Origin of the sequence: Myxococcus sp. AB036A, from assembly GCF_006547355.1 — a bacterium.
Lineage (GTDB): Bacteria > Myxococcota > Myxococcia > Myxococcales > Myxococcaceae > Myxococcus > Myxococcus virescens.
Map to the genome: position 1 here is coordinate 18,444 of NZ_VHLC01000014.1, position 25,929 is coordinate 44,372.

General features: G+C 67.3%; 18 protein-coding genes and 2 tRNA genes. 15 read left to right on the forward strand and 5 right to left on the reverse strand.

The annotated features are described in order from the left end of the window. Positions 1 to 40 precede the first annotated feature (40 nt). The 10 genes from FL344_RS08270 to FL344_RS08315 all read left to right on the forward strand — a co-directional run bounded on the left by FL344_RS08270 (position 41) and on the right by FL344_RS08315 (position 13,740). Positions 41 to 727 (forward strand): lytic transglycosylase domain-containing protein, encoded by a 687-nt coding sequence (locus FL344_RS08270; RefSeq protein ID WP_141588775.1) that lies wholly within the window; start codon positions 41 to 43, stop codon positions 725 to 727. Further along, complete coding sequence (locus tag FL344_RS08275) at positions 684 to 2,180, forward strand: tetratricopeptide repeat protein (RefSeq protein ID WP_141618113.1); 1,497 nt, start codon at positions 684 to 686, stop codon at positions 2,178 to 2,180. Before FL344_RS08270 ends, FL344_RS08275 begins: the two co-directional genes overlap by 44 nt. Positions 2,181 to 2,193: 13 nt before the next feature. Continuing rightward, the gene (gene pgsA, locus FL344_RS08280; protein ID WP_141588777.1) at positions 2,194 to 2,883 is read left to right on the forward strand and encodes a CDP-diacylglycerol--glycerol-3-phosphate 3-phosphatidyltransferase; all 690 of its coding nucleotides are present in this window, start codon (positions 2,194 to 2,196) and stop codon (positions 2,881 to 2,883) included. An 81-nt stretch (positions 2,884 to 2,964) separates the two neighbouring features. Next, positions 2,965 to 3,039: transfer RNA gene (locus FL344_RS08285), tRNA-Gly, on the forward strand. 51 nt (positions 3,040 to 3,090) lie between these two features. Then, positions 3,091 to 3,165: transfer RNA gene (locus tag FL344_RS08290), tRNA-Gly, on the forward strand. A 201-nt stretch (positions 3,166 to 3,366) separates the two neighbouring features. Next, on the forward strand, positions 3,367 to 4,149 hold the full coding sequence (locus FL344_RS08295) for an ABC transporter permease (protein WP_090494237.1): 783 nt from the start codon (positions 3,367 to 3,369) through the stop codon (positions 4,147 to 4,149). An 8-nt stretch (positions 4,150 to 4,157) separates the two neighbouring features. Next, entirely contained in the window at positions 4,158 to 5,471 is a 1,314-nt protein-coding gene (locus FL344_RS08300) for an ABC transporter ATP-binding protein (protein WP_141618114.1), read from the forward strand. Positions 5,472 to 5,512: 41 nt separating this feature from the next. Further along, complete coding sequence (locus tag FL344_RS08305) at positions 5,513 to 9,301, forward strand: glycosyltransferase (protein WP_141618115.1); 3,789 nt, start codon at positions 5,513 to 5,515, stop codon at positions 9,299 to 9,301. Between the two features lie 60 nt (positions 9,302 to 9,361). Further along, positions 9,362 to 11,416, forward strand: a complete 2,055-nt coding sequence (locus FL344_RS08310) for a class I SAM-dependent methyltransferase (protein WP_141618116.1) — start codon at positions 9,362 to 9,364, stop codon at positions 11,414 to 11,416. After that, complete coding sequence (locus FL344_RS08315) at positions 11,413 to 13,740, forward strand: glycosyltransferase (RefSeq protein ID WP_141618117.1); 2,328 nt, start codon at positions 11,413 to 11,415, stop codon at positions 13,738 to 13,740. The genes FL344_RS08310 and FL344_RS08315 overlap by 4 nt, the downstream gene beginning before the upstream one ends. Before the next feature lie 13 nt (positions 13,741 to 13,753). Here the strand turns inward: FL344_RS08315 and FL344_RS08320 are convergent, their stop codons facing one another. The 5 genes from FL344_RS08320 to FL344_RS08340 all read right to left on the reverse strand — a co-directional run bounded on the left by FL344_RS08320 (position 13,754) and on the right by FL344_RS08340 (position 20,995). After that, positions 13,754 to 15,082 carry a hypothetical protein gene (locus FL344_RS08320; protein WP_141618118.1) on the reverse strand — a complete coding sequence of 443 codons (1,329 nt, stop codon included), beginning with the start codon at positions 15,080 to 15,082 and terminating at the stop codon, positions 13,754 to 13,756. 77 nt (positions 15,083 to 15,159) lie between these two features. Further along, positions 15,160 to 16,443, reverse strand: a complete 1,284-nt coding sequence (locus tag FL344_RS08325; protein WP_228564864.1) for a hypothetical protein — start codon at positions 16,441 to 16,443, stop codon at positions 15,160 to 15,162. A 107-nt stretch (positions 16,444 to 16,550) separates the two neighbouring features. Beyond that, positions 16,551 to 18,674: a glycosyltransferase gene (locus tag FL344_RS08330; protein WP_255508177.1), complete on the reverse strand. Its 2,124-nt coding sequence runs from the start codon at positions 18,672 to 18,674 to the stop codon at positions 16,551 to 16,553. A gap of 181 nt (positions 18,675 to 18,855) precedes the next feature. Further along, complete coding sequence (locus tag FL344_RS08335) at positions 18,856 to 19,365, reverse strand: hypothetical protein (protein ID WP_141618121.1); 510 nt, start codon at positions 19,363 to 19,365, stop codon at positions 18,856 to 18,858. Further along, positions 19,355 to 20,995, reverse strand: coding sequence for a glycosyltransferase (locus tag FL344_RS08340; protein ID WP_141618122.1), 1,641 nt, complete (start codon positions 20,993 to 20,995; stop codon positions 19,355 to 19,357). Before FL344_RS08340 ends, FL344_RS08335 begins: the two co-directional genes overlap by 11 nt. 120 nt (positions 20,996 to 21,115) lie before the next feature. On the opposite strand from FL344_RS08340, the gene rfbB reads away from it, so the two are divergent. From rfbB to FL344_RS08365, 5 genes are all read left to right on the forward strand, one after another. After that, on the forward strand, positions 21,116 to 22,141 hold the full coding sequence (gene rfbB, locus FL344_RS08345; protein WP_141255201.1) for a dTDP-glucose 4,6-dehydratase: 1,026 nt from the start codon (positions 21,116 to 21,118) through the stop codon (positions 22,139 to 22,141). A gap of 3 nt (positions 22,142 to 22,144) precedes the next feature. Further along, entirely contained in the window at positions 22,145 to 23,047 is a 903-nt protein-coding gene (locus tag FL344_RS08350; protein ID WP_141618123.1) for an SDR family oxidoreductase, read from the forward strand. A 15-nt stretch (positions 23,048 to 23,062) separates the two neighbouring features. Continuing rightward, complete coding sequence (rfbA, locus tag FL344_RS08355; RefSeq protein ID WP_141618124.1) at positions 23,063 to 23,944, forward strand: glucose-1-phosphate thymidylyltransferase RfbA; 882 nt, start codon at positions 23,063 to 23,065, stop codon at positions 23,942 to 23,944. Further along, a complete protein-coding gene (gene rfbC / locus FL344_RS08360) occupies positions 23,941 to 24,492 on the forward strand; it encodes a dTDP-4-dehydrorhamnose 3,5-epimerase (protein WP_141618125.1) in 552 nt (183 codons plus the stop codon). Before rfbA ends, rfbC begins: the two co-directional genes overlap by 4 nt. A gap of 81 nt (positions 24,493 to 24,573) precedes the next feature. Then, entirely contained in the window at positions 24,574 to 25,929 is a 1,356-nt protein-coding gene (locus FL344_RS08365) for an MFS transporter (protein WP_228564865.1), read from the forward strand.

A 25,929-nucleotide genomic window follows, 5' to 3' on the forward strand; every position in this document is an offset into this window, starting at 1 on the left:
TGAGGACTTTCCCGCGGATGTCTAAGGTTCGTGGGCCGATATGCGTGCCTATTCCGCGTTCCTCTCCGTCGCCGTGCTGGCCCTGCCCTTGTCGGCGGGGGCGGATGCCATCTACCGGTACGTCGAGAAGGACGGCACCATCATCTATACGAACGTGCAGCCCTCGGGCAGCAAGCGGGCCAAGACGCTGAAGGGCACGTTCACCAAGGCCCCCGCGAAGAACACGCCGGTGGTGGGCCGCAAGCGGACCCCGCCGGAGTTGGATCCGCACATCACCGCCGCGGCGCTGCGCTACCGCATCCCGCCGGCGCTCGTGCGCGCCATCATGCACACCGAGAGCAACTTCAACCCCAACGCGCTCAGCCACAAGGGCGCCAGCGGGCTGATGCAGCTCATGCCGGCCACGGCGACGGACATGTACGTGAAGGACATCTTCAACGAGCGCGACAACATCGAGGGCGGCGTGCGCTACCTGCGCGTGCTCGCCAACATGTTCGACGGCGACATGGTGAAGATGGTTGCCGCGTACAACGCCGGCCCCGAAGCGGTGAAGCGCTACGGTGGCAAGGTGCCCCCCTACGAAGAGACGCAGGGGTACGTGCGCAAGGTGCTCAAGCTCTACTACCACTACAAGGAGCGCGAGGCGGCCGTCTCGAGCGGCCCCAGCGAGCCCACATCCCAGAATGACGACGCGCGCGAAGGGGCGGGGGGAGACGAGCCCCGCTGATGATGAGTTCCTCCAGCAGCTCTCCCGCGGTGGCGAGCTGTTGGCCGCAGGCAGGGTCCACGAGGCTCAGCCGTTCCTGGAGCGTGCCCACCAGCTCCAGCCCCGCATGGAGAAGGCGCAGAACCTGCTGGGCCTCTGCTACTTCAAGCTCGGCCTGTACGACAGGGCGGCCGAGCTGTACGAGATGCTGGTGCGCGACAACCCGGTGGACCCGACACTGCGGGTCAACCTGGGCCTGGTGTACCTGAAGACGTCCGCGCTCCAGCGCGCGGCGCGCGAGTTCGAGACGGCCACCGACCTGGCCCCCGAGCACCAGAAGGCCCAGAACTACCTGGGCCTCACCCTGGCGCAGATGGGCGAGTACGGCCGCGCCCGCGAGCACTTCCTGCTCGCCGGCAGTGACGTCATGGCGGAGAAGATGTCTCGCGCCATCGCGGGGGAGAGCTACGCGAAGCCGGCCGCCGCCGCCACGCCACCGCCGCCCCGCAGCGCGCCGGTGGAGCCCCGTGTCGCCGAGCCGCCGCCCGGCGCCCAACCGGAGGAAGAAGAAGAGATTCGCTTCGCCGAAGACGAGGGCCCCAGTGCCCTGTCCGACGCCTCGGCGTCCGAGGCGACGGAAGCCACGGCTGACAGTGGCGTGGCGCGGGAGGCGCCTCCCGAGTCGACCTTCGATGAGACCTCCGAGGCGGTGGCCACGAGCGTGCCGCCGGCGCCCGTGCCCCTGACGCGGTTGCATCTGCGCAAGATGCCCGCGACGTCGCTGGCGCCCACGTCTCCGGCGCCGGAGTCCTCACCCGCTCCGGACGGCGGGCGGTCGTCGCTGGCCGAACTCGCCGGCGCGGTCGTCCTTCCCGGCGCGGAGGCGTCGCGGCCCTTCGGCGCGGGGCCGGGCTGCTACACCGTGACGGTGGAGGGGGAGCTCCTGACGCGCCTGGATGGCCTGGTGGCGCTGGCGGGGCAGCTCTCCTTCCAGCCGGAGATGAAGCGGTTCCGGGGCCGGGCCACGGACAAGTCATTCGGGGAAGGGGCGGCGCGGATGGTGCGTGCCCGGGGGCAGGGCGTGCTCTATTTGGAGCCGGCCGCGACCCGTACTTTCCTGGCGGTGGACCTGGGCGAGGACTCCGCGTACTTCCGCGACGAGTGCGTGTTCGCCTTCGAGGAGCCGGTCATGTTCGAGAACGGACGGGTTCCGTCGGACATCGCGCCGGACCTGGACCTGGTGCACCTGCGAGGGCAGGGCCAGGTGCTCTTGAGCCTCCCGGGGCCGCTGCGCGCGGTGGCGGTGCGCCAGGAGCAGCCGGTGACGGTGCCGCTGACGCACCTGGTGGGCTGGCAGGGCAACCTCACGCCGCGCATGGTGCCCGTGCTCAAGTCCCCCTCTGGGGAGCCGCTGCGGGCGGCGGTGGAGCTGGGCGGTGAAGGTTTTGCCCTCATCGCCCTCGGTGTCCGCTAGAAGGGCCCCTGCCATGGCCACGGACCGAGCGGCGCGGAAACAGCGGAAGCGAGAGGAGCGCGCCCGGAAGCGCGCGGCGCGCAAGCCCAGCGTGTTGGTGCAGGAGTTCTGGAACCTGCCCAACATGCTCACGTTGGGGCGCATCCTCATCATTCCGCTCTTCGTGTGGCTGACCTACGACGCGGACCCCCTCAACTCGCTGCTGGCGGGGCTCGTCTTCGCGGTGGCCGCCATCACCGACGTGGTTGATGGCTACCTCGCGCGGAAGTGGAACCTCATCACCGTGGTCGGCAAGTTCATGGACCCGCTGGCCGACAAGCTCATCGCCATGGCGGCCCTGGTGATGATGGTGCGGCTGGGGCGCATCGCCGCGTGGGTCGTCATCGTCCTGCTGGCGCGGGAGCTCATCGTCAGCGGACTGCGCACCATCGCGGCCAGCGAGGGCATGGTCATCGCCGCGGGCCAGGAGGGGAAGTGGAAGACGTCCCTCCAACTGGTGGGCATCATCTCGCTCTGCGTCCACTACGTGCATCCACTGGAGTTCGGCACCTTCTCCGTGCCGGTGGACTACAACCTGGTGGGCCAGGTGCTCGTCTACCTGTCTGGTGCCTTCTCGGTGTGGAGCGCGGTGGTGTACTTCCGGGCGTTCCTGGCCATGTTGGCGAAGCGTGGGGGGGAGCCTGACCCCACGAAAAGTGTTTGACGGGTCCGGAAGGGCTCTGTATACCCCACCTCACTTCCGGCCCGGCGGTCACACGACGGTGACGGAAGTGCGGTACCTGATGCGGGAATAGCTCAGCGGTAGAGCATCGCCTTGCCAAGGCGAGGGTCGAGGGTTCAAATCCCTTTTCCCGCTCCAAAATCGGGCCCTCTGGAAACCCAGAGGGCCTTTTAGTTTGCAGGGTCTGACGCGGGAATAGCTCAGCGGTAGAGCATCGCCTTGCCAAGGCGAGGGTCGAGGGTTCAAATCCCTTTTCCCGCTCCAAATTGAGGCCCTCTGGGAAGCCAGAGGGCCTTTTGTTTTTCCGGTGTCCTGGTGGCTCAGGCGCTGGAGCCAGGGCCGGACATTCGCTCGGTTGATGGCTTGCTCTTCAAATGAGCAGCCATCCGAGGGCGTCAGCAGAGTGGGGCCGGGGCGCCGGGCGTCCTCGCAACAGCAAGCGGCCCTGCTATAGAAGGCCCCCTCATGATTCGGCTCGTCCGTGAACTGTATCAGTACCGGGGCTTGCTCATCAGCCTCGTCCAGCGGGAACTGAAGGCGCGTTATCGCGGCTCGTTCCTCGGCTTCCTGTGGACGTTCCTGAATCCGACGCTCCACATGCTGGTGTACGTGCTGCTGTTCACCGTGGTGATGCGGCAGAACATCCCCAACTTCCCGTTCTTCATGTTCACGGGGTTGTTGCCGTGGATCTGGTTCTCCACCTCGCTGGCCAGCGGCGCCAGCGCCATCAGCGACCGGCGAGATCTGCTGACGAAGGTCCGCTTCCCCGCCCAGGTGCTGCCCACCACGGTGGTGGTGACCAACCTCTGCAACTTCGTCCTCTCACTGCCGCTGATGCTGGGGCTGGGCATGGCTTACGGACAGTGGCCGACCTGGCATGTCGTCATGTTCCCGGTGGTGGTGCTCATCCAGCTCATCTTCACGCTGGCGCTGGCGTACATCCTGGCCGCCATCAACGTGACGTTCCGGGACCTGCAGCACATCGTCAGCAACCTGCTGACGCTGTGGTTCTTCGCCACGCCCGTGTTGTATCCGTTCTCGACGATTCAAGATGAGAACGTCCGCACGCTGATGATGGCACTGAATCCCATGGTCAGCTTCATGGCGTCGTACCAGGCCATCTTCTACGAACACCGGCTTCCGGATTCCGGACCGCTGCTGGCCCTGGGGGCTGTCTCCGTGGTGCTGCTGTGGGGCGCCTCGTCCATCTTCGAATCCCGCCGCGAAGAGTTCGCGGAGTCCATCTGAGCGTCGGTATGACTGAACCCATGGACGCCATCATCCTGAAGGACGTCGTGAAGAGCTTCCGGAAGCGGACCATCCGGGGCGAGTACACGACCTTCAAATCCGAGCTGCTTCGCTGGTTGCGCGGCAAGCGCCAGGCGCGTGATGCGAGCCTCATCACTGCGCTGCGCGGCATCAACCTCGCCATTCCCAAGGGCAAGACGGTGGGCATCATCGGGCGGAACGGCTCGGGGAAGAGCACGCTGCTCAAGCTCATCACGGGCATCTACACGCCCACCTCCGGCGACCTGCAGATCAACGGTCGCATCTCCGCCTTGCTGGACCTGGGCGCTGGTTTCCATCCGGACTTCTCCGGACGGGAGAACATCCTCATCAACGGCATCATCCTGGGCATGACGCGCGCCGAGGTCCGGGCCCGGATGGATGAAATCATCGCCTTCAGTGAGCTGGGCGAGTTCATCGACGAGCCGGTGCGCACCTACTCCAGTGGCATGTACATGCGCCTAGCGTTCGCGGTGGCCACGCACGTGGACCCGGACATCCTCATCATCGACGAAATCCTCGCCGTCGGGGACGAGCACTTCAGCAAGAAGAGCCTCGCCAAGATGATGGACTTCAAGCGTCAGGGGAAGACCATCGTCCTGGTGACGCACGAGCTGGGCACCGTGGAGCGCTGGTGCGACCTGGCTGCGTGGATTGATGGCGGCTACGTCCGCCGCGTAGGCAAGCCCTCGGAGGTCACCGCCGAGTACCGCGAGGCCATCTCCCTGGCCGAGGCCCAGTCCGCTGCCTTCACGCCCCCGGCGCTGACGGAGGGCGGCGGGGCGCTGCCGCAGGTGCCGGCCGCGACGCTTCCCTCCGAAGGGCCCGTTCGCATTCACAGCGTTCAGTTGACGGACGCGCAAGGTGCACCCCTGGAGCTCCTGTCGCCTGAGCAGGGCGTGGAAGTACGCGCGGCGTTCGCGGTGGATGAGGCCTGCGAGGACGTGGACTTCGAGGTGCGGCTCCAAGCCGCGGACGGGCGAACCCTCTACGAGACGAGCACTCGCCGCGAGTCGGTGGTGCTTTCGCGGATGCCGTCTCAAGGCGTGCTGCGCTTCCTGATTGAGCGACTGGGCGTCCTGGGCGGAGAGTATTCGCTGGTGGTGTCGGCCCGGTCCTCGAAAGGGGATTCGTCCGCGCGTTGTGTGTTCAAGGTGGTCTCCGAGGACGAGGACGAGGGCGTGTTCCGGCCTCCGCACCGGTGGTTGGTGGAGGCGGGGCTGGAGGCTCAGTCGGGTGTCCCGTGTGCTTCGGGCACACCCCAGCGCGTGGTGGTGGGATGAAGCACTGGGAGCGCGCCAGAACCCACGGGGAAAGGTGAGCCATGTGGCAGAAGTGGGCTGAAGTGACACAGGGGCCCGCGGAGGCGCCTGGTCCGGGGGAGTTCGCGCAGATGGTGGCTGCCCTCCGGAAGGTCCTGGAGGAGCGCCAGCCGTGCCTCCCCGAGCAGTGTGATGAGCGCAGCGCGCTGGAAGGCGCCTTGCGGCTGGCAACGGAACACCTCCACCGCGCGCTTCCCGAAGGGGGGCAGGGCCTGTCCTCGCTCCAGGAGGCCGCGCGGCTGGCGGACCCGGGTGCGTTCTCCGTTCCCGCCTCACACCGGGCGCGTGGCGGCAAGCTGGTGACGACCGCCAAACGTGCCTTCGTCAACGGGCTCGCGCCCTTCCACATTGAAATGCTGCGCCCGCAGGGGCGCTTCAACCGCGCGCTGGTGCGGGTGCTGGAGTACCTGACGGTGCACCGGGCCCTGGGCTTGCGTGATGACGTGACGTCCTGGGCCGTGGCGCAATTGGAGCCGCTGGCGGTGCCCACCCGGTGGGGAGTTGGCTCGCACCGCGGGCGCGTGGCGGGCGCGCTGGTGGGCTTCGCCAAGCGGGGCTATCTCCTCACGCTGGGCCCGGTGTTGGAAGCCGTACTGGAAGGGCAAGCCCGGTGGAACCTGGCCATGGTGGACGCCATCCGTGTGGCGGCGGGCCTGAATGCGCCGGCGGAGGCCGAAGCGCGGCGCGTGGTGGCAGAGGTCGAGGCGCTGCGGGAGCCGCAGGCCGGCCGCGCACTGCCCGGGGCACTGAAGGCGACTCACGTGCTGTGGGGCGAGGTGCTGCGGCGCCAGGCCCGTTTCAATTCCGAGTCCGTACTCGCGCTCGCCAACCTGTTGGGCACGCGGACGGCGCCTCCGCAGCCTCCGGCGCTGACGGACTATCCCGCCTGGTGTGAGTCGCGCGAACCGGCGCGCATCGCTGCGGCGCGTGAGGCTGTGTCGCGGCTGGCGGAGCGGCCCCGGCTGTCGCTCGTCACCCGTGTCCACGACACACCTGAGTCCTTCTTGCGCGAGTGCCTGGGCTCGGTGGCGTCCCAGGTGTATGCCGATTGGGAGTGGGTGCTGGTGGATGGCGCCAGCAAGGCGCCTCATGTCGCGAGTCTCCTTCGGGAGGCAGCGGCGCGGGAGCCGCGCATTCGCGTTGTCACCTCCGCATCTGGTGGAATCGCCCGGGCTACCAATGCAGGGCTCGCGGCGGTGCGTGGCGACCTGGTGGGCTTCCTGGAGCCGGATGCGACGCTGGCGCCGCACGCGCTGGCCGAGGTCGCGCTGGCATTCGCGGAGCAGCCCGAACTGGACGTCCTCTACACGGACGAGGACCAACGGGATGCGGACGGCCGCCGCACGTCGCCCTTCTTCAAGCCGGACTGGTCTCCCGACCTGATGCGCTCCGTGAACTATGTGGGCCACTTCCTCGTGGTCCGTCGCGGGATGCTCGAGCGGGTGGGGGGCCTGCGCGAGGGATTCGACGGCGCCCAGGGCCATGACCTGGTGCTGCGGCTGAGTGATGCCTCCGCACGCATCGGCCATCTCCCGGAGCCGCTGTACCACGGGCGTGCGGCGTTGACGCCTTCCCCAGGGAATGTCGAGGCCACGAAGGCGGGTGTGCGGGCGTTGATGGCGCACCTGGAGCGCAAGGGCGAGGTCGCCGAGGTGACGAGCCCGGCGCCCATGCAGTACCGGGTCCGCTATCCGGTGCGGGGCACGCCGAAGGTCTCCATCATCGTTCCCTTCAAGGACCGTCCGGACCTGCTGCGAACCCTGGTGGACAGCCTGCTGGCTCACACCCGGTATCCTCACTTCGAGGTGCTGCTCGTCTCCAACAACAGCACGCGTCCGGAGACGTTCGCGCTGCTGGAGCAGTGGGTGGACTCGCGGCTGGTGAAGCTGACGTGGGACCACCCCTTCAACTACCCCGCCATCAACAACTGGGCCGCGAAGCAGGCCACCGGGGAGCTGCTGCTCTTCCTCAACAACGACATGGAGGTGGTGGACCCTGCCTGGTTGGACGAGCTCGTGTCGCAAGCCCAGCGGCCCGAGGTGGGCGCGGTGGGGTGCAAGCTGCTCTTCCCCGAAGGCACCGTGCAGCACGCGGGCGTCGTGGTGGGGATGACGGGCTTCGCGGGGCATCCCTTCTGGCGGCTGCCAGATGGCCCCATCTCCACACCCTTTGGACACACGGAGTGGACCCGGAACTGGCTGTCCGTCACCAGTGCGTGCGTCATCCTCCGCCGCGAGGTCTTCGAGTCGCTGGGGGGCTTCGATGAGCGCTTCCAGGTGTGTGGCAGTGACGTGGAGTTGGGCCTGCGGCTGAACACGAAGGGGCTGCGCGTCGTGTGCACGGCGCAGACTCGGCTCATCCATCATGAGTCCGCCAGCCGGCGCGCGGACGCCATTCCGGAGGCGGACTATTGGTTGTCGTATGCGGCCTACCGGCCCTGGCTGGGACCCAAAGGCGACCCCTTCTACAATCCACACCTCACGCTGACCGCCACGGACTGCGGCCTTCGCCGCCACCTGGAGGACGGGGACTCGCTCGCGGTGCGCACCCTGGGGCGGGACGTGCCCAGTGCGAAGGACGTGAGGGGTGAGCAGCGCGCCCGGGCTCAGCGTCATCTGGTGGAGCACCTGGATGCCTGGGACTTCACGCCGGAGCAGGCACGGTCCGCGCGCGAGTCGGCGCCGGGGGCCCTGGTGGCGCTCCGCGCGAAGGGCAGGGTGGAGACCGCCACATGGTTCGTGCCCGCGTTCGGCCACGTCTATGCGGGCATCCACACCATTTTTCGCTTCGCGGACCTGATGCAGCGCCGCCATGGTGTGCGCAGCGACTTCGTCATCTACGACCAGCCGACTGTTCGGCCCGGGGACATCGAAGCGCGCGTGGCGAGCATCTGCCCAGGTGCGGTGGGCGCGGTGCGGGTGCTGCGCCGTCCGGAGGACGTGGCGGAGCTGCCCGCTTGTGACCTGGCGCTGGCCACGGCGTGGACCTCCGCATACCGCGTGCTGCATCACCCTCGTGCCGGCGTCCGCGGGTACTTCGTTCAGGATTACGAGCCGCTGTTCCACGCGGCGGGAACGCCTTCCGCGCTGGCCGAGCAGACGTATGGCCTGGGCTTCTACGGCATCTTCAACACGCCGGGCCTCTACCAGCACGTCGTGGACCTGCATGGAATGGACGGTGTCTGGTTCGAGCCGGCGGTGGATGGAACGCTGTTTCACGCCCGCCGGCCACCACGCCAGGGGCCTGTACGTGTGTTCTTCTATGGACGGCCTGGCAACGAGCGCAACGGCTTCGAACTGGGGCTTGCGGCCCTGGCCCGCCTCAAGCGGGAGCTGGGGCCGGCGGTCGAGGTGCTCGCCGCGGGAGCGGAGTGGGACCCGGAGGCCTATGGGGTCCGGGGGCTGGTCACCAATCTGGGGATGTTGCCCGCGGAACGGACGGCCGCGCTGTACCGCGAGTGTGATGTCGGGTTGTGTTTCATGTTCACCCGGCACCCGTCTTATCTGCCGCTGGAGATGATGGGTTGCGGTGTCACTGTCGTGACGAACGATAATCCCACCAATCGATGGCTGCTGGCGCATGGCGACAACTGCCTGCTTGCCGAGCCGACCCCGAGTGGCGTACTGGCCCGGCTTCGAGAAGCCGTTTCCGATGGCGCGCTCCGGCAGCGGCTCGGCGCGAATGCCGCGGAGCGGGTTCGTCGAACGACATGGGAGGCCGAGGTTGACCGAGTCATGACAGGCCTGCTGACGGGGGAGAGCGAGCTGCACCCTGCCAGGCAGGTGGGGTGAAGCCAGTCGCTTCGGCGGAATCGCGCGGACCCTGGGGGGCCGCGCCAGAAGGGATATCTCATGCGGGACAGCACCCAGCACCGAATCGCTCCGGAGCCTGAGCCGGACCCTTCCCACGGGCCGCGTTCGGACGAGCCGGAAAGCAGTCAGTATTGGAAGTCCACCAGCGGCTACACATACCGGGAGATGATCCGCAACCGGCAGGAGCACGGCAGCCGCGGCTATGCGCAGCAGGAGCAACTGCTCACCACGCTCATGTTGACCGAACAGCGCGCGCTGTCACGGCCACTGGACGTGCTCGAGTTTGGCTGCGGCTTCGGCCGGCACGCGGCTTATCTGTCGTCGCTGGAGGGCGTGCGCTACCACGGCTACGACTTCTCCGAGGCCATGATGGAGCCGCTGCGCAGCGCGCCGCCCGTGGGGCTCCAGCCCGTCGAGGAGCGGCTCTGGAGCGGTCCGGACGCGCTCACGGCAGTGGGGAGCCGCCAGTTCGACATCGTGTTCACCGTCTCCGTGCTCATCCACAACCCTCCGGAGCGGCTTCCGGGGTTGCTGGACACGCTGGGGAAGCTCGTGCGGCCCGGAGGGCTGCTGTGCCTGGTGGAGAACAAACTCGTCCCGGTGGGCGTCTGGGACAACGGCTGGCACGACGGCTGCTGGCTGCATCCCTATGCGGAGCTGGTACCCACGGGATGGGACCTGCACTACGGCTCCGGGTTGATGGAGACGCACGACCTCTACGTCTTCAAGCGCAATGAGGGCCAGCGGCGTCGCTACTTCCTCCTCTCGGCGGCGGAGCGCGCCCGCGAGGAGACCCGTGAAGTGACGCTGGAGTCGCTCCAGGTCCAGTCGCTACCCCGGTTGCGCGAGTGGACGCTCCAGGCGGGTGAGGCGCTGCGGGGCGCGGGGCGCACGGGAGACATGCGCGTCTCGGAGCTGAAGGAGCGGTTGGATGTCGAACTCCAGCGGTCGGCCCGGAAGCAGCGCCTGCTGGCACTTTCCGACGAGCTGGCGCAGCTGCGAAGCGAGCCGCTGGAGGCGCTTCGACCCGCGGCTTCGGCCGCGCCGACGTCGCCTGGGCACGTCGTCGTCACCGAGGGCGTGGTGGTCGACGCGCCCCTGGACACGCGCTGGGCACACCCGGAGCCCCGGCTGGCCCGGCTGGTCCACATCTTCCATCAGGAGTGGTACGGCATCCGCGCCGCCTCGGGCTACGCGCCTGGACACAAGATTGGTATCACCGCCAGCCGCCCGCTGACCGCGGCGGACCACCGGCGCATCGTGGAGACGTGCGAGGCGCTGGGGGCACGCGCTGTCGTCTTCCAGGGCTTCTCCCCCAATGCGCTTGAAGTTGTGCACATGCTCCGCCGCGTGTTTGGCGGTGCGTTGAAGCTGAGCTGTGTGTGGCATGGCTCCACGTCCCAGTTCCACTTCGACGTCGAGCTGAACAGCTTCAGCCGGCTGCTGGCGCTGAAGGCGGAGGGGGTGCTGGACGGGGTGGCCTGCGTCAAACCGCAGATGCACCAGTTGTCGCCGCACATCTACCCGGACGTGCTGCTGAACTTCCCGCCGCGCGTCGCGCCCGAGGACTGCCGCCACCGGGCCCCCGCCACACGCGCGGCCCTGGTGCCCACGCCGAACAACTGGTGGAAGAACTTCTACTCCAATGTCTCCGTGGCCGCCTCGCTGCCTCGGATCGACCGGGTCTTCGTCACCAGCGCCTTCGCGTCCTCGCCTGAGATTCCGCTGCGCGCGTCCATCGTCAACGTGGGCCCCTTGGGACGCGCCGAACTCTTCCACCTCATCCGAGAGTCGGACGTGCTGCTCAACGTCTCGCTCTCCGAATGCCAGCCGATGACGGCGTTGGAAGGCTTGGCGCACGGCGTGGCGTGTCTCACCGGGCCAATCTCGCTTGGCAAGCTGGATGAACACCCGTTCCAGAAGATGGTCCAGATCGCGGGGACCGGGGCGCTCGGTGACATCCGCTCGGCGGTGTCCCGCGTCCTCGAACTTCGCGACCGCGCTCCCGACGAGTACGCGCAGATGCTGGAGGACTACACCCGCATCCTCTGCGCCGACGCCGTCAACCGTTACCTCGAGTTCGCCCAGCCATGAGTCCTACCCGCGTCTGCCTCGTCACTGACGAGCTCTACCCCTTCACGGCAGGGGGCATTGGCCGCCTCACGCACAATCTCATCGTGGATTCGCTGCGACGGACCGAGGACGTGGAGTTCCACGTGCTGGTCCCCGCGACGGTGCCGCTCCAGCCGGCGCAGGTCGAGGTGTACTTCGGCAACCGGGTGAAGCTGCACGTCTGTCGCTACCGAGAGCCCCAGCAGGGCGCCGCGGACGCGCATGGCATCTACCCGCCGCTGTCGGCCTTCCGCGACACGCGCTGGCATGGGGAGTCGCTGGAGTTCATGCGCTACCTCAAGGCGCGTGAGCAGGAAGGGCTGCGCTTCGACGTCGTCGAGTTCATCGACTTCCACGGTTGGGCCTTCTGCAGCCTCCAGGAGAAACGCCTGGGGCTCGCCTTTGCCCAGACGACCCTTTCGGTGCGGCTGCACTCCACCAGCGGCATCCTCATGCCGCTGGAGCCCAACACACTCGAGGTGGAGAACCTCGGCCGGTATGAGATCGAGCGGAAGGCGCTGTTCGACGCGGACGTGGTGGTGGCGCACCTGCCCTGCATCGCCAGCATCAACCAGCGGTTCTACGGGTTCGACGAACAGTGGCTGCGCAAGGTCCGGGTGGAGTTTCCGCCCGTGGTCGTGGACGCGGCACCCGTGCCCGCGCCGCCGATACCCGCGACTCAGCGCAACCTCGTGTTCATCACGAAGATTCAGCCGCTCAAGCATCCCGATGTCTTTGTTCGCGCCGCCGTCCTCCTGATGCGCGGGTGGCCGGAGTACGCGGGCAAGGCCGTGCTGGCGTGCCATTCCTTTGATTCGAGCTACCTGGCCGAAATCAAGGGGCTGGTCCCCGCGGACCTGATGGACCGCTTCGTATTCATGAAGCCGGGGCCGGACCGGGACGTGCTGATGCGTTCGGGGGTGGTGGCCATCACCTCCCGCTTCGAGTCGCTCAACCTCACGGCCTACGAGAGCTCGGTCGCGGGCGGGCGGCTGGTCCTCAACGCGGAGTGCGCGGCCTTTGGCGACGACAGCCCCTTCGTGGATGGCGTCAACTGCCACAAATACGACGGCACGGTGGATGGCCTGGCGGCCACCCTGCGCAAGGCCTTGGAGGCGCCCGGGCTCGAGCCGGTGAAGTGGACCGTGAGCACGCCCTACTGGGAGACACAGGCCCCCGTCGCGGCGCCCGCTGCGTCCACCAGGACGCCGCTGGTCAGCGTCATCATCCTCAACCAGGACCGTGGGCGCTCCCTGCCGGAGGCGCTGCGCAGTGTCGCTGCCAGCACGTACCCGGAGGTGGAGGTCATCGTCGTGGATGATGCGTCGACCGGGGGCTTCGACCTTCAGGTGCTGACGCGACTGGAGCAGTCCGCGGCGACCACCCAGGACCTCCGGGTCATTCGTTCTCCGGTGCGCCGCGGCCTGTCGGGGGCTCGCAACCTGGGCCTCCGCGCCGCGCGTGGCGAGTACGTCCTGTCGCTGGATTCGGATGGCTGCCTTGCTCCGGGGTTCATCCAGTACGCGGTGGCGGCGCTGGAGGCGCAGCCCGCGTTTTCGGGGGTGGCGCCAACCTCCGGACGTTTCCATGGGGCCGAGGACCTGGCGGAGCGCAGGTTCGCGGATTTTGACGTGTACCTGGGCGACTGTCCGTCCCTGTCATTGGTGGCGGACCGCGTGTCCTCGCACGCCGCGCTGCTTCGCAAGTCTCTCTTCGAGAAGCACGGCTACGACGAGGCCTTGTTGAGCCATGAGGACTGGGGGCTCTTCGTCCGGTGGGTCCAGGGTGGGCACCGTTTCCTGGTGACGAACCAGGCCCAGGTCTTCACCCGGCGGAGCGAGCGCCCGCCCTTGACGGACGCGGAGCGGCGCCGCTTCTTCCAGCGCCTCGTGGGCATCTTCGATGGGATGCAGGGGCCACTGCATCCCTCGGTGCGTGTGTTCAGCCTGCTGGCACACTCGCGCGATGCGATGGTGGACCTGTTCAGCACCCTCCACGCACCCGCGCCCGCCTTGAATGCATTTGCGCCCGTGGATGTGGCCCAGGCGTTGTCTGCCGCGATGCGTCCGTTGCGCTATGACGTGGTGGACTGGATGAACGCCGCGGTGAAGCGGTTGCCTGGCGTGCATCCGCTCCTCAAGCAGGTGGCGGGGGCTACTGCCGTTGGGAGCGGCCCGGGTGACAGCGCGGAAGGTGGGGGGGGCTCGCCGCTGCGCTACGCACTGGTGGACCGCGTCAACGGCTTGTTCAAGCGAGCGCCCTTGGTTCACAGCGCGTTGCGCTGGACGATTTCCAAGGTCTCCTGATGTGCACGGGGCGCTACCCAGGCCGAGGCTGCGCTTCGGTTCCTGGGGGCGCCTCTTCGGTTGTGAGTAGCGCCAGCGTGGCGAAGGTGGCGATGACCGACCAGTAGATGAAGCGGAAGTCGTTGCCGATGCCAATGACGAGATAACTGAGCGCATAGCCCAGCCCGGACAGGGCCGTGCAGCAGGCTATCGGCGTCCTCCTGACGCGCCTCAGCGCCACGACGGTCAACGCGCCCAACACGAGGAGCCACGCCCAACCGCGGAAGAAGATCGACTTGCCAGCCCAGTTTTCAATGGTGCGCGCCCACTGGTTCACCAGTCCTTCTCTGGGGGAGCGAAGGTGGAATGGATTCGCATCGATGTCCTGGAGGATGGGAAATGGCATGGGACCCGCGAATGCGCCCGTTAGGTGCCGGAACGAGGCAATCCGATGCTTCATCCAGGTTGTAGGGTGCGCGCGGAGGACCCGAAACCATTCGTCCACGAACTCCTGGCGCCGGAAGACCAGTGGGTCGAACGGAATGGGGCGCGCACCTTCAGCTCCTCCGAAAAGCGGCCACACATGGGTCGGCGTGTAGCTGATTGCCAGTTCTTTCGCGGAGGTCTTCTCTGCCAGCAATGAACTCGGTAACAGCTCCGGGTGGACGGTATAGATGCCTGCGAGATCGAACAGGAATAGCTGTCCCGCCGCCCATCCCCGATTGGCATTGAGCAGATGGTTGGGCAGGGCAGGCACAAGGGCAAGGCCCCCAATCATCACGACCAGCGCCGGTATTTTCAGGGGCCAGCGCCAACCATGTGGCGCGAGTTGGGCCATGGTGGGGATTGCCAATGGAATGGCTGCGACGATTGCGTTGTGACGAAATGCCACGCCCGCCAGAAGGAGTAGCAGTGCAAGAACGGGACGGTGAACCTTGAGCGCGGCGACTGCTCCGAGCAGCGCTGCGGCCATCATCACGTCCTTCCACAAGACGACAGCGAGTGCCCATACCGTGGGAGTGAGCAGGAATGCTCCCATGATGATCAGACCCCACTTCCCTCTGGCCGGGTCGGAGGAACGGGCCAGATACGACATGGCGATGCCCAGACCAATCAGTTGCCCCACGAATGCCAACCAGGGGGAGCCCGTGAGCTTGCCGCTGAGGCCCAGGAGCCATGAACCTAGTGGTGGGTGAATGTCATTGTAGCTCCCGGTGAGTCCCTGGGTGTATTGGTCGATGGAGTCAGGGGACATCAGGCCGGGTTGGAATGCAGCATAGAGCGCTATTGCCCAAAGCAGGACTTGGATGTGAAGCACCTTGTCCCGCGACTGTGCATCATGAAGGAATGGCAGGAATCGCATTGTTCGCCTCTGGCCTTTCTCAATGAACAGGGGTCATCGCAATGCGGTGATTCTTGCGGTTGGAGACGGAGTTGGCGTCAGGCAGGTGTGTCAGGTGGGTGCTGAAGGTCGTGAGGTAGGGATTTCGCTTCGGTGACGAGCAGCGCCAGGGTGGCGAACGTGGCGATGATTGACCAGTAGATGAAGCGAAAGTCGCTGCCGATGCCAATGATGAGATAGCTGAGGGTATAGCCCAAGCCGGAAAGCGCAGTGCAGAAGGCAATTGGCTTTTGTCGGACAGACCGCAGCGCCACGACAGTCAGGCCGCAAAGCACGAGCAGCCAGGACCAGCCACGAAAGAAGAGCGAGTTCGCGGCCCGAAGCTTGATGTCATGCAGGCGTTTGTACATCCAGCCTTCGCTGGCCACGCGAAGCTGGAACGGGTTGGGGTCGATGCTGTGGTGAAAGGGATAGAAGACGGGGCCAGGGCTGGCGCCAACCAACCCGGCGAAGGAGTCCAGCCTGTGGCGCATCCAGGTGGTGGGATACTTGCGCACCATCCGGGACCATTCGTCGATAAACTCCTTACGTCTTGGCTCAAGAGAGCCGAACATGATGGGGCGTGTTCCTCCGTGCCCTGCAAACAGGTGGCCCACATGAAGCGGCGAATAGGCTCGGACGATTTCGTCGGGGGACGTATCACCGGATAGAAATGACTGAGGAACCAGCTCGGGATGTGCAGCGTAGATCCCCGAGAGGTCGAACAGGAAGAGTTGGCCCGCGGCCCAGGCGCGATTGGAGTTGAGTGTCCTGCTGACGAGCGCAGGCGAGAATGTGAGCCCCACGACCACGATGACGAATGCTAGGCACTGTTGAGGTCGGCGCCACGTCTGAGGTGAGAGTTGAACCACGGCGGGGATTGCCAGCGGCACTGCCGCAATGAGTGCATTGTGGCGGAATGCCACGCCTGCCAGGAGAAGAACGAGTGCGATCGCTGGCCGACGGTACTTGAGTGCTGCGACAGCACCCAGGAGTACCGTCGCGGTCATCACGTCCTTCCACAGGATGACGGCGAGCGCCCAGACAGTGGGCGTGAGTAGGAATGCTCCCATGATGAGGAGCCCCCAACGCCCCTTTGTGGCGTCCGACGACTTGACGAGTGCCGCCATGCACGCCCCCATCACGAGGAGCTGCATGGCGAGCACGAGCCAGGGGGAGCCGACCAGCTTTCCACTGATGCCCAGAATCCACGAGCCCAGAGGTGGATGGACATCGTTGTAGTGTCCATTGAGGCCCTGCGTGTACTGGTCGATGGAGTCGGAAGACATCAGCCCTGGCTGGAACGCGGCAAAGAGCGCCGCGGCCCAGACCAGGACGCCCATCCGAAGGGCTCGATTCCGTGAGGGCTCATCCACGAGGAGCGTGGCGGACCACTTCATGTAGATGGACTTGAGGGTGGCTTGAGTGTGCATTGCTTTGAGTGGATGCCTCACGAGGCCCTGGGAGGGCGCCGGACTCGAAGTCTGGAGAGGAGTTGGTGACGGAGCGGCCGGGAATCATCCGGGTCGTTGAGTAGTCGTTGGGCGGTGCGACGAACCAAGGTATGAACAGATTCGAATCGCTTGAGTGTGCTGTTGACCCTGTCGGCGACCTGCGTCAGGAGTGGAGCGGGGGCGGCGTTGGCCATGCGGATGCTGGCTTCTTGTCGGTGGGCGCGTCCTAGATGCATGCGGAGTGCGCGCTCCGGGTGGAGCGGCAGCGTGGGGTGCTTCTGGCACAGGTAGGCCATCAGCGCATAACGGTCGTTGACGCGCATGCTGCGAGTCATCGAGTCCGGACGCAGCCGGTAGTGGAAGAGCGGCTCCGGGATGATGGAGCCCGTGAGGCCTCGCTCCGCCAGGGAACAGAAGACGTCCCAGTCCTCGTAGGCCGTGAGCCATTCGTCGTAGCCACCAACCTCTTCCACGCGCCGCCGTTCCATCAGCGCGGTGCAGGTGGAGGCTACGTTCTCCGCAAGCAGGGCGTCGCGCTCGGTGCCCCAGGGAATCCAGCCACCCACCGGCGCGTCCGGGCTGTCGACGAAGTAGGAGACGAGGGAGGAGACGTATGCCAACCCTGGCGTGCTCTCCATCACCGCAACGGCCTTCTCCAGGAATGTGGGATGGATGAGATCATCTGGATCCAGCGGAAGGATGTACCGGCCTCGTGCGGCGCGCAGCCCGACATTCCTCGCCGAGCTGAGCCCTCCGTTCGGCTTGCGAAGGATGCGGACGTCCGCTGCATCGAGCGCGTCCAGTACGGCAATGCTATCCGGATCGGTGGAGCCATCATCCACGATGATGATTTCGTAGTCGGTGAATGTCTGTGCACGGATGGAGCGCAGCGTCTCCGGCAGGTAGCTCCCCATGTTGTAGTAGGGCACCAGAATGGACACATGGCGCGAGGTGCCGGGTGTAGCGCGGGGCGCGGCGCCAATGGGGCCAGGGTGGCGACTCGGCATGGCATCCGCCACTGTGGCCTCGAACCGGCGGACGAAGCTCGACGGCGCGCAATGCGAAGCGATGCGAGAAGGAGCTGCCTGACGAGCAGCTGCGCGGAGCGTGGACGAGGAAAGGGCCTGGCCGAGCATGGCTGCCAGATGCGCGGAGTCATCAGCCCGGAAGAGCAGACCGCTGTGGCCGTGCTCGATGAGTTCAACCATGCCTCCGGCATCGCTGCCCACCACGAGTGCTCCGGCCGCCATGGCCTCCAGGCACACGTTGGAAAAGCCCTCCCACCGGGAAGGGATACAGCACACCGTCGCGCCAGTGAGGGCCGGGCCCAGTTCGGAGTCAGCACGCCCGGGGCCAAAATGGAATCTGCTCCTCCAAGCGGGCGCGATGCGCTGTTCCAGCCAGTCCCGCATGGAGCGTCCGCAAGGGCCGGTGCGGGTGTCTTCGCCCACGAGGTGGACCTCCGCGGAGAGACCTCGGTCGAAGAGGGACTGCATGGCCTCGACGAGCAGGTGGACGCCCTTCCGGTACTCCAGGCTTCCGAAGTACAGCACTCGAGGTGGGCTGTCGCCTGCAGCCGGCGCGGTGGCGGAGCGCGGGGGGGGCTGGAAGGGAGGCGGAAGCACGAGACCGGTGTCCTTCATGCCCAGCCGAATCCGTGCACGTTCCAGGGCGGCCGCGGAGGGAGCGAGCACGAGGTCTGCTTCACGGATGGCGCTGTCCTCCATGTGCTCCCCCTGTGCGGCGTCCATGTCCAGCGCGGCAATTCGGTTGAGCCACAGCCGGTCGTGGCTGGAGTCGTGCAAACGCACCGCGAGGACCGCGGTGCGGAAGTGTCCCAGCGTCCGCCGGGCGCGCATCGCGAAGTAGCCCTCGCCTTCGGTGTCAGGAAATTCGATGACGTCGAAGGGATGGCGCGTGTGGAGCTCCAGGACGCTCCGGTACGCCGACCACGCGTGGCGAAGGGCTTCGTGTGGGAACGCGCCTCGGAGGTCCGTCTCGCGCTCATCGACGGCGTGGACGCGGACATTGGAGAGGAGTGCCTTGGCCTGCTGCTTGGCCGCGTGGGCCTTCGTGAGGACGTGCACCTCGTGGCCTTCGGAGACGAGGGCTCGGCTCATCTGGGCGACGTAGGTCCCGAATCCATTTCCAGCGAAGGCGGTGAGTTCTTTGTAGACGAGACAGATTCGCAAGGACCTGACCTTGGGAAGGGACAGCGCCGAATGGACGGGGCATACACCCGAACGGCGGCCCGCCTCAACGGTGCCTCGGCCTCAACGGTGCAACGCTCGCCCTTCGTTGTCAGCGCTTTCGTCTCGGAGGCCGCTTCGGTGTCCCCGCTGGAGCAGGTTCGTGGCGCTCGGCAGTGACATGGCCCGTGGCTTCGAGCTTCGCCAGCCTACGCTCCAACTCCTTGCGCCATGCGGCCTGGGCACGGGCCTGCTCACGCTGCACGTCGTGCAGCGTGGCCAGCGCGTCGAGGATGGACTCGTTGAACTCCACCTGCTTGCGCAGCACTTCGTTGATGAAGAGCTGGAAGGTGAGGCGGAAGGCGCGCTTGGCCAGGACGAGCGCCGTGCCTGTGAGGCCTCCCCGGTGGGAGGTCGCCGGTTCCGCGTAGCGGCTGTCCATCTTCCCACGCGCCTCCTGGAGCAGCGCGGGCCAGGGCGCGGGCGTGGGTGGACGGGCCGCCGCCTCTAGCGTCTGGCGAAGCGCCTCCTGGGCTTCATCGGAGGGCGTGGGCAGTTGCTGCGTTTCGCGCGCCACGGCCTCGGCCGTGGGGGTGCGCGTGATGAGGTCTTCAGGTCGCACGTGGGAGGACTCCCGTTGAAGCCAGCGTCGTGAGCAGTGCCTGCAATGCCGTCTCGACGTGAGCCGGCTCCTCCACCACCAACCTGCCACCCAAATGCTCCCGAATGGATGCGAGCAGGGCCGGCTGGCTGGCAGGTGCACAGATGCCCCAGGCTCGCGCCGAGACATGGGGCAGCAGTGTCTGCGCAGATACCGTGTCCGCGCTCAGCAGCACCACGGGCGCGCTCGAAGCCCGCACCGCCGTCTCCAGCGCGGAGGACCCCGGTAGGGCCGTCCTGGGGTTTGAGTCCACCGGTTGGTCCGGCGTGAAGTGCGTCACCGCGACACCGTCGTCGCTGATGGGCTCCGGCGACAGGGACGCGTCCTCACCCCACGGGCGCAGGGCAAGCACCCGGGCACCTGGCAGGCGCTCCGCCAACCGGCAGGCTAGGCGCGAGGCTGGCTCCTCGGGCCGCACGGTGAAGCCAGGGCAGACGAGCTCCACGGTGGCCGCAGTCGTCGTGGCCGCCGGGCGCCGCGGCGCCGTACCGGAGCAGATGCCTTCGAAGGCGACGCGGACCTGTTCGGCTACGGCCTCCTGCGACAGCTCGGCGATGCGTTCACGTTGCGCGGTGATGACCTGCGCGCGCAGCCCGGCGTTGCGGTCCAGCACGGCGAGCAGCTTCGCGACCTCGCGAGGCTCGTCCGAGCGCGTGGCGAGCCCCGCGCCGCCCATCGTCTCCGGCACGGCGGCGGCGCCGTAGGCCACCACGGGAACGCCCCGGTACATGGCTTCCAGCAGCGGCACGCCGAAGCCCTCGTGGCGGCTCATGGAGAGGTATGCGGACGCCGTGGCGAAGCAGGCGGAGAGCTGCGCGGCGCTGACGCGTCCCAGGAAGCGGACCTGCTCGGCGCCCAGCACGTCCTTCAACCCGTGCAGATAGGCGCCGTAGGCCCCATCCCGGTGCAGGTAGCCCGCGACGACGAGCCGGCTGCGGGGCTGGTAGAGCCGCTGGTACGCGGTGAAGACGCGCAGCACGTCATCCACCTTCTTGCTGGGCACCGCGCGGCCCACGAAGAGGATGTTGGACATGCCGTCGTCCAGCTCGGCCTGGAGCGCCGGGTCCGGCGCCGTGTCGAACGCCGCCCAGTCGATGGCGAAGGGCAGCACCGCGACGTTCGGGTAGCCCGCGGCCACCAGCTCCTCGGCGCTGAAGCGCGAGTAGGCGAAGGCCGCTTCGACGTGGGGTCGCAGCGCCAGCAGTTCATCCCGGGCGGCGTCACACGCGGCGGCCACTTTCCGCTCGAAGCCCTCGAACAGCCTCGCGGGCGTCACGTTGTGGTAGACGAGCACCTTGCGGCCTGGGCTCTTCGCGATGCGTGGCACCAGCCGCGATTCGAAGCTGTGATGCACCAGCAGGACGGCGTCGCGGTCCGCTTCCCGCGCGTAGTCGCGCATCGGGCGGACCTGGTCCTTGCAGGCGTCGTCCCAGGCGTCGGCGTAGATTTCGGAGGCGTGGCCCCAGCGGCGCAGCAGGCCCTGGAGATAGCGCACCTGATTGCCCACGGCGTCGCCCCAGGCGAGCCGAGGGAGCACCTGGTGGATGGCGGGAAGCCCGGTCCGGAGGGGAGGGGGGCGCGGTATGCTCACGACCGGCTCCCTTACCCCCGTGCAGGGCCGCCCACAAGCCTGGCTTCCCTCGTGCCTTGACGGTTGTGGACCCCTTCGATACGCAGGCGCTCGCTCCGAGCGCATGAGGTCCACGGGACAATGAACGTACTGGTGACAGGTGGCTGTGGCTTCATCGGGTCCAACCTCGTGAAGTATCTGCGCCGTGAGCGGCCTGCCTGGACGGTGGTCAACCTCGACAAGCTCACGTACGCCGGTAACCTCGAGAGCCTGTCCGAGCTGGAGGGCGACCCCCAGCACGTCTTCATCCGGGGCGACATCGGCAATCGCGAGCTGGTGGAGCACCTGATGTCCGTGCACGCCATCGACGCGGTGATGCACCTGGCGGCGGAGAGCCACGTCGACCGTTCCATCCTCGGGCCGGAGGTGTTCGTCACCACCAACGTGCTGGGCACCCAGCAGCTCCTGGAGGCCAGCCGCGCCCGCGGCGTGAAGCGCTTCCTCATGGTGTCCACCGACGAGGTCTACGGCTCGCTGGGGCCCACGGGCGCCTTCACCGAGTCCTCGCCGTTGCAGCCCTCCAGCCCGTACTCGGCCAGCAAGACGAGCTCCGACCTGGTGGCGCTCGCGTATCACCACACGTTCAACCTGGACGTCGTCGTCACGCGCTGCTCGAACAACTACGGCCGCTACCAGTTCCCGGAGAAGTTGATTCCGTTGATGGTGGTGAACGCGCTGCACGACAAGCCGCTGCCGGTGTACGGCGACGGCGGCAATGTGCGCGACTGGCTCCACGTGGAGGACCACTGCCATGCGCTGCTATTGGCGCTGGAGAAGGGCCGGGCCGGCGAGGTCTACAACATCGGCGGCGGGGCGGAGCGGCGGAACATCGACATCGTGAAGGCGATTCTGGGCCTCGTGGGCAAGCCGGAGTCGCTCATCCAGTACGTGAAGGACCGGCCGGGACATGACCGGCGCTACGCCATCGACCCGTCGAAGATTCGCGCGGAGCTGGGCTGGACGCCCGCGCACACCTTCGAGCAAGGCCTGGCGGAGACGGTGCGCTGGTTCGTGGACCACCCTGCGTGGTGGCAGCGCGTCACGAGTGGCGCCTATCGCCAGTACTTCGAAACGCAGTACCGCACGCGCCTGCAGGGGAGGGCCTGAGCCATGCGCTTCCTCGTCACGGGTTCCAACGGGTTGGTGGGCAGCCGCGTGTGTTCCTTGCTCCACCAGGGCGGGCACCAGGTGGTGGGCCTGGGCCGCGGTGCCCGGCGCACGGGCGGAGCGTATGGCTACGCGAGCGTGGACCTCACGCGCGAGGCGGACGTCGCCGCCGCCGTGGAGACCGCCGCGCCCGAGGTGGTCATCCACTGCGCCTCCATGACGGAGGTGGATGCCTGCGAGAAGGACCCGGAGGCCGCGTACGCGGGGAATGTCACCGCGGCCGCCGCCGTGGCGCGGAGTGCTCGCAAGGTCGGTGCGCACCTGGTGCACGTGTCCACGGACTACGTCTTCGACGGCGAGGCCGGGCCCTATTCCGAGGACGCGATTCCGAATCCTCGCGGCGTGTACTCAGTGACGAAGCACATGGGGGAGCAGGCCGCGCGCGTGCTCGCGCCCGGCTGCGCCATTGCTCGCACCGCCGTGGTGTATGGCTGGCCTCCGGTGGAGGGCCGGCTCAACTTCGGTGCCTGGCTGGTGACGGCGCTGGAGAAGGGGCAGCAGGTGCGCCTCTTCGAGGACCAGATTGTGTCGCCCAGTTTCGCGGACAATGTGGCCGCCATGCTGGTGGAGCTGGGGACGCGGCGGCTGGGTGGAGTGTGGAACACTTGCGGCGGAACGGTCATCGACCGGGTGGGCTTTGGCCGCGCGCTGTGCGAGGTATTCGGGTTCGATGCGAGGCTCATCGTCCCCACCCGCATGGCGGAGCTGAAGCTCGCCAGCCCCCGCCCGCTCAAGAGTGGTCTGCGCACCGACAAGGTCCGGGCCGAACTTTCCGTTCCTCCCTTGGCGCTCGCGGAGTCCTTGTCGCGCTTCCATGCGACCTGGCTCGCGGCTCGGGGACACTGAAGTGCCGAGGTGGACATGAAGGGCATCATCCTCGCCGGTGGTTCGGGGACGCGGCTGTACCCACTGACGCGCGTGGTCAGCAAACAACTGCTGCCCGTGCATGACAAGCCGATGATCTACTACCCGCTGAGCACGCTGATGCTCGCGGGCATCCGGGACGTGCTGGTCATCTCCACGCCGCAGGACCTGCCGCGCTTCCAGGAACTGCTGGGCAGTGGCGACCAGTGGGGCATGCGCTTCAGCTATGCGGAGCAGCCCAGGCCGGAGGGACTGGCCCAGGCCTTCGTCATCGGCCGGGACTTCGTGGGCGCTGACAGCGTGTCGCTGGTGCTGGGCGACAACATCTTCTACGGCCACGGCCTGAGCGAACTGGTGAAGCGCGCGGCGTCGCGTACCTCGGGCGCGACGGTGTTCGGGTACTACGTGAAGGACCCAGAGCGTTACGGCGTGGTGGAGCTGGACGCGAAGAACCGCGCGGTGAGCCTGGAGGAGAAGCCGCTGAAGCCGAAGTCCAACTACGCCGTCACCGGGCTGTACTTCTACGACAACCAGGTGCTGGACATCGCCGCGGGCCTCAAGCCGAGCAAGCGGGGCGAGCTGGAGATTACCGACGTCAACGCGGAGTACCTGCGGCGCGGCCAGCTCGACGTGGAGCTCATGGGGCGCGGCTACGCGTGGCTGGACACCGGCACGCACGAGTCGCTGATGCAGGCGTCGAACTTCATCGAAATCATCGAACGCCGCCAGGGCCTCAAGGTGTCGTGCCCGGAGGAGATTGCGTTCCGCATGGGGTACATCGGCGCGCAGCAACTGCTGACGCTGGCCGAGCCCATGCTCAAGAACGACTACGGCCAGTACCTGCGGGCGCTGGCGGAGAACCGGGGGGCCGTTTCGTGAAGGTGACGCCGCTGGAGATTCCGGAGGTGCTGCTGCTGGAGCCCAAGGTATTCGGCGATGACCGCGGCTTCTTCATGGAGATGTTCCATGCGGCGAGGTACGCGGCCGTGGGCATCCCCGGGCCCTTCGTGCAGGACAACTACTCGCGCTCGGCGAAGGGGACGCTGCGGGGCCTGCACTTCCAGGAGCCGCAGGCCCAGGGGAAGCTGGTGCAGGTGTTGGCGGGCGCCGTGTACGACGTCGCGGTGGACGTGCGGCGCGGCTCGCGCACCTTCGGCCAGTGGGTGGCGGCGGAGCTGTCCTCGGACAACCGCCGTCAGCTCTGGATTCCGCCGGGTTTCGCCCACGGCTTCTGCGTGGTGAGTGACTCCGCGGACTTCCACTACAAGTGCACCGCGCTCTACGCGCCGGAGACGGAGCGGAGCGTCGTGTGGAATGACCCGGACCTGGCGATTCCCTGGCCGGTGAGCGAGCCGCTGTTGTCGCCCAAGGATGCCCAGGCCCCGAGACTCCGCGACGCGCCCTTGCTTCCGGAGTACGTGGGCTGAATCGTGCCTGGGCATCCGGCTTCCAGCAACGCTGAGGCAGGAGGAGATTCTCCAAGGGGCTCGCGGCTGGCCTCGATTGCGGTGGCCAGCGCGCTGTTCATGGAGTTCGTGGACTCCACCGCGCTGTCGACCGCGCTGCCCCGGTTGTCGCTGGCGTTCGGCACCGACCCCATCCACCTGAAGCTGGCGCTGACGTCGTACATCCTGGCGTTGGCGGTGCTCACGCCCGCGAGCGGCTGGGTGGCGGACCGGTTCGGGCCCCGTCGCGTCTTCATGTTCGCGATGAGCGTGTTCCTGCTGGGCTCGGTGCTCTGCGGCTTCTCACAGTCGCTGACCCAGTTGGTCCTCTTCCGCACCCTCCAGGGGCTGGGCGGCGCGTTGATGACGCCCGTGGGGCGCATCATCGTGGTGAGCTCGGCGCCGCGAGAGCGCCTGGTGGCCGCCTTGAGCTGGTTCACCATGCCCGCGCTCGTGGGCCCGCTGGTGGGGCCTCCGCTGGCGGGCCTCATCCTGGGCGTCGCGGACTGGCCGTGGATTTTCTTCATCAACGTGCCCGTGGGCATCCTGGGCATGCTCGCGGTGGCGCGCTTCGTTCCGCCGCTGCACCAGCCAGACCCGGGCCCCTTCGACACGCGGGGCTTCGTGCTCGTGGCCGTCGCCATCACCACGCTGATTGGCGCGGCGGAGACGGTGGGCATCGGGCTGATGCCGCTGCCGTTGCAACTGGGGCTCGCGGCCGTCGCGTTCTCGTCGCTGGGGGCCTACGTGTGGCACGCGCTGCGCGTGGAGCGGCCCGTGTTGAATCTCCGGTTGCTGCGCATCGACACCTTCCGGGCCAGCATGATTGGTGGAACCCTGACGCGCATGGGCCTGGGGGCGTCGCCCTTCCTCCTGCCGCTGCTGTTTCAGGTCGGCTTGGGCTGGACGCCCGTCGAGGCAGGGCTGGTGACCATCGGCGGCGGCGTGGGCGCGCTCGCCTGCAAGTCGGTGGCGCCCTACATCATCCGGCGGTTCGGCTTCCGGCAAACGCTCATCTGCGCCAACCTGGCGTCCGCCGTCCTGACCGCGATGCCGGCCTTCTTCCGGAACAGCACGCCGATTCCGCTCATCGTTGGCTTGCTCATGGTCAGCGGATTCATGCGCTCGATGCAGTTCACCGCGATCAACACCGTGGCGTATGCGGACATCCCCCCGGACACGGTGAGCAACGCGTCCACGCTGTCCGTGGTGACGATGCAGATGGCGCTGGGGTTGGGCATCAGCTTCGGCGGGTTGATGCTGCACCTGGCGCGCGGCGCTGGCGAGGCGCCGTTGACGCCGGACCGCTTCGTGCTGCCGTTCATCGCGGTGGGCATCATGTCGTCGCTGGCCGGACCGCTCTATCGCCGGTTATCGCCCAATGCCGGGGCGCACATCGGGGGCCGCAGGGTGGGGTGA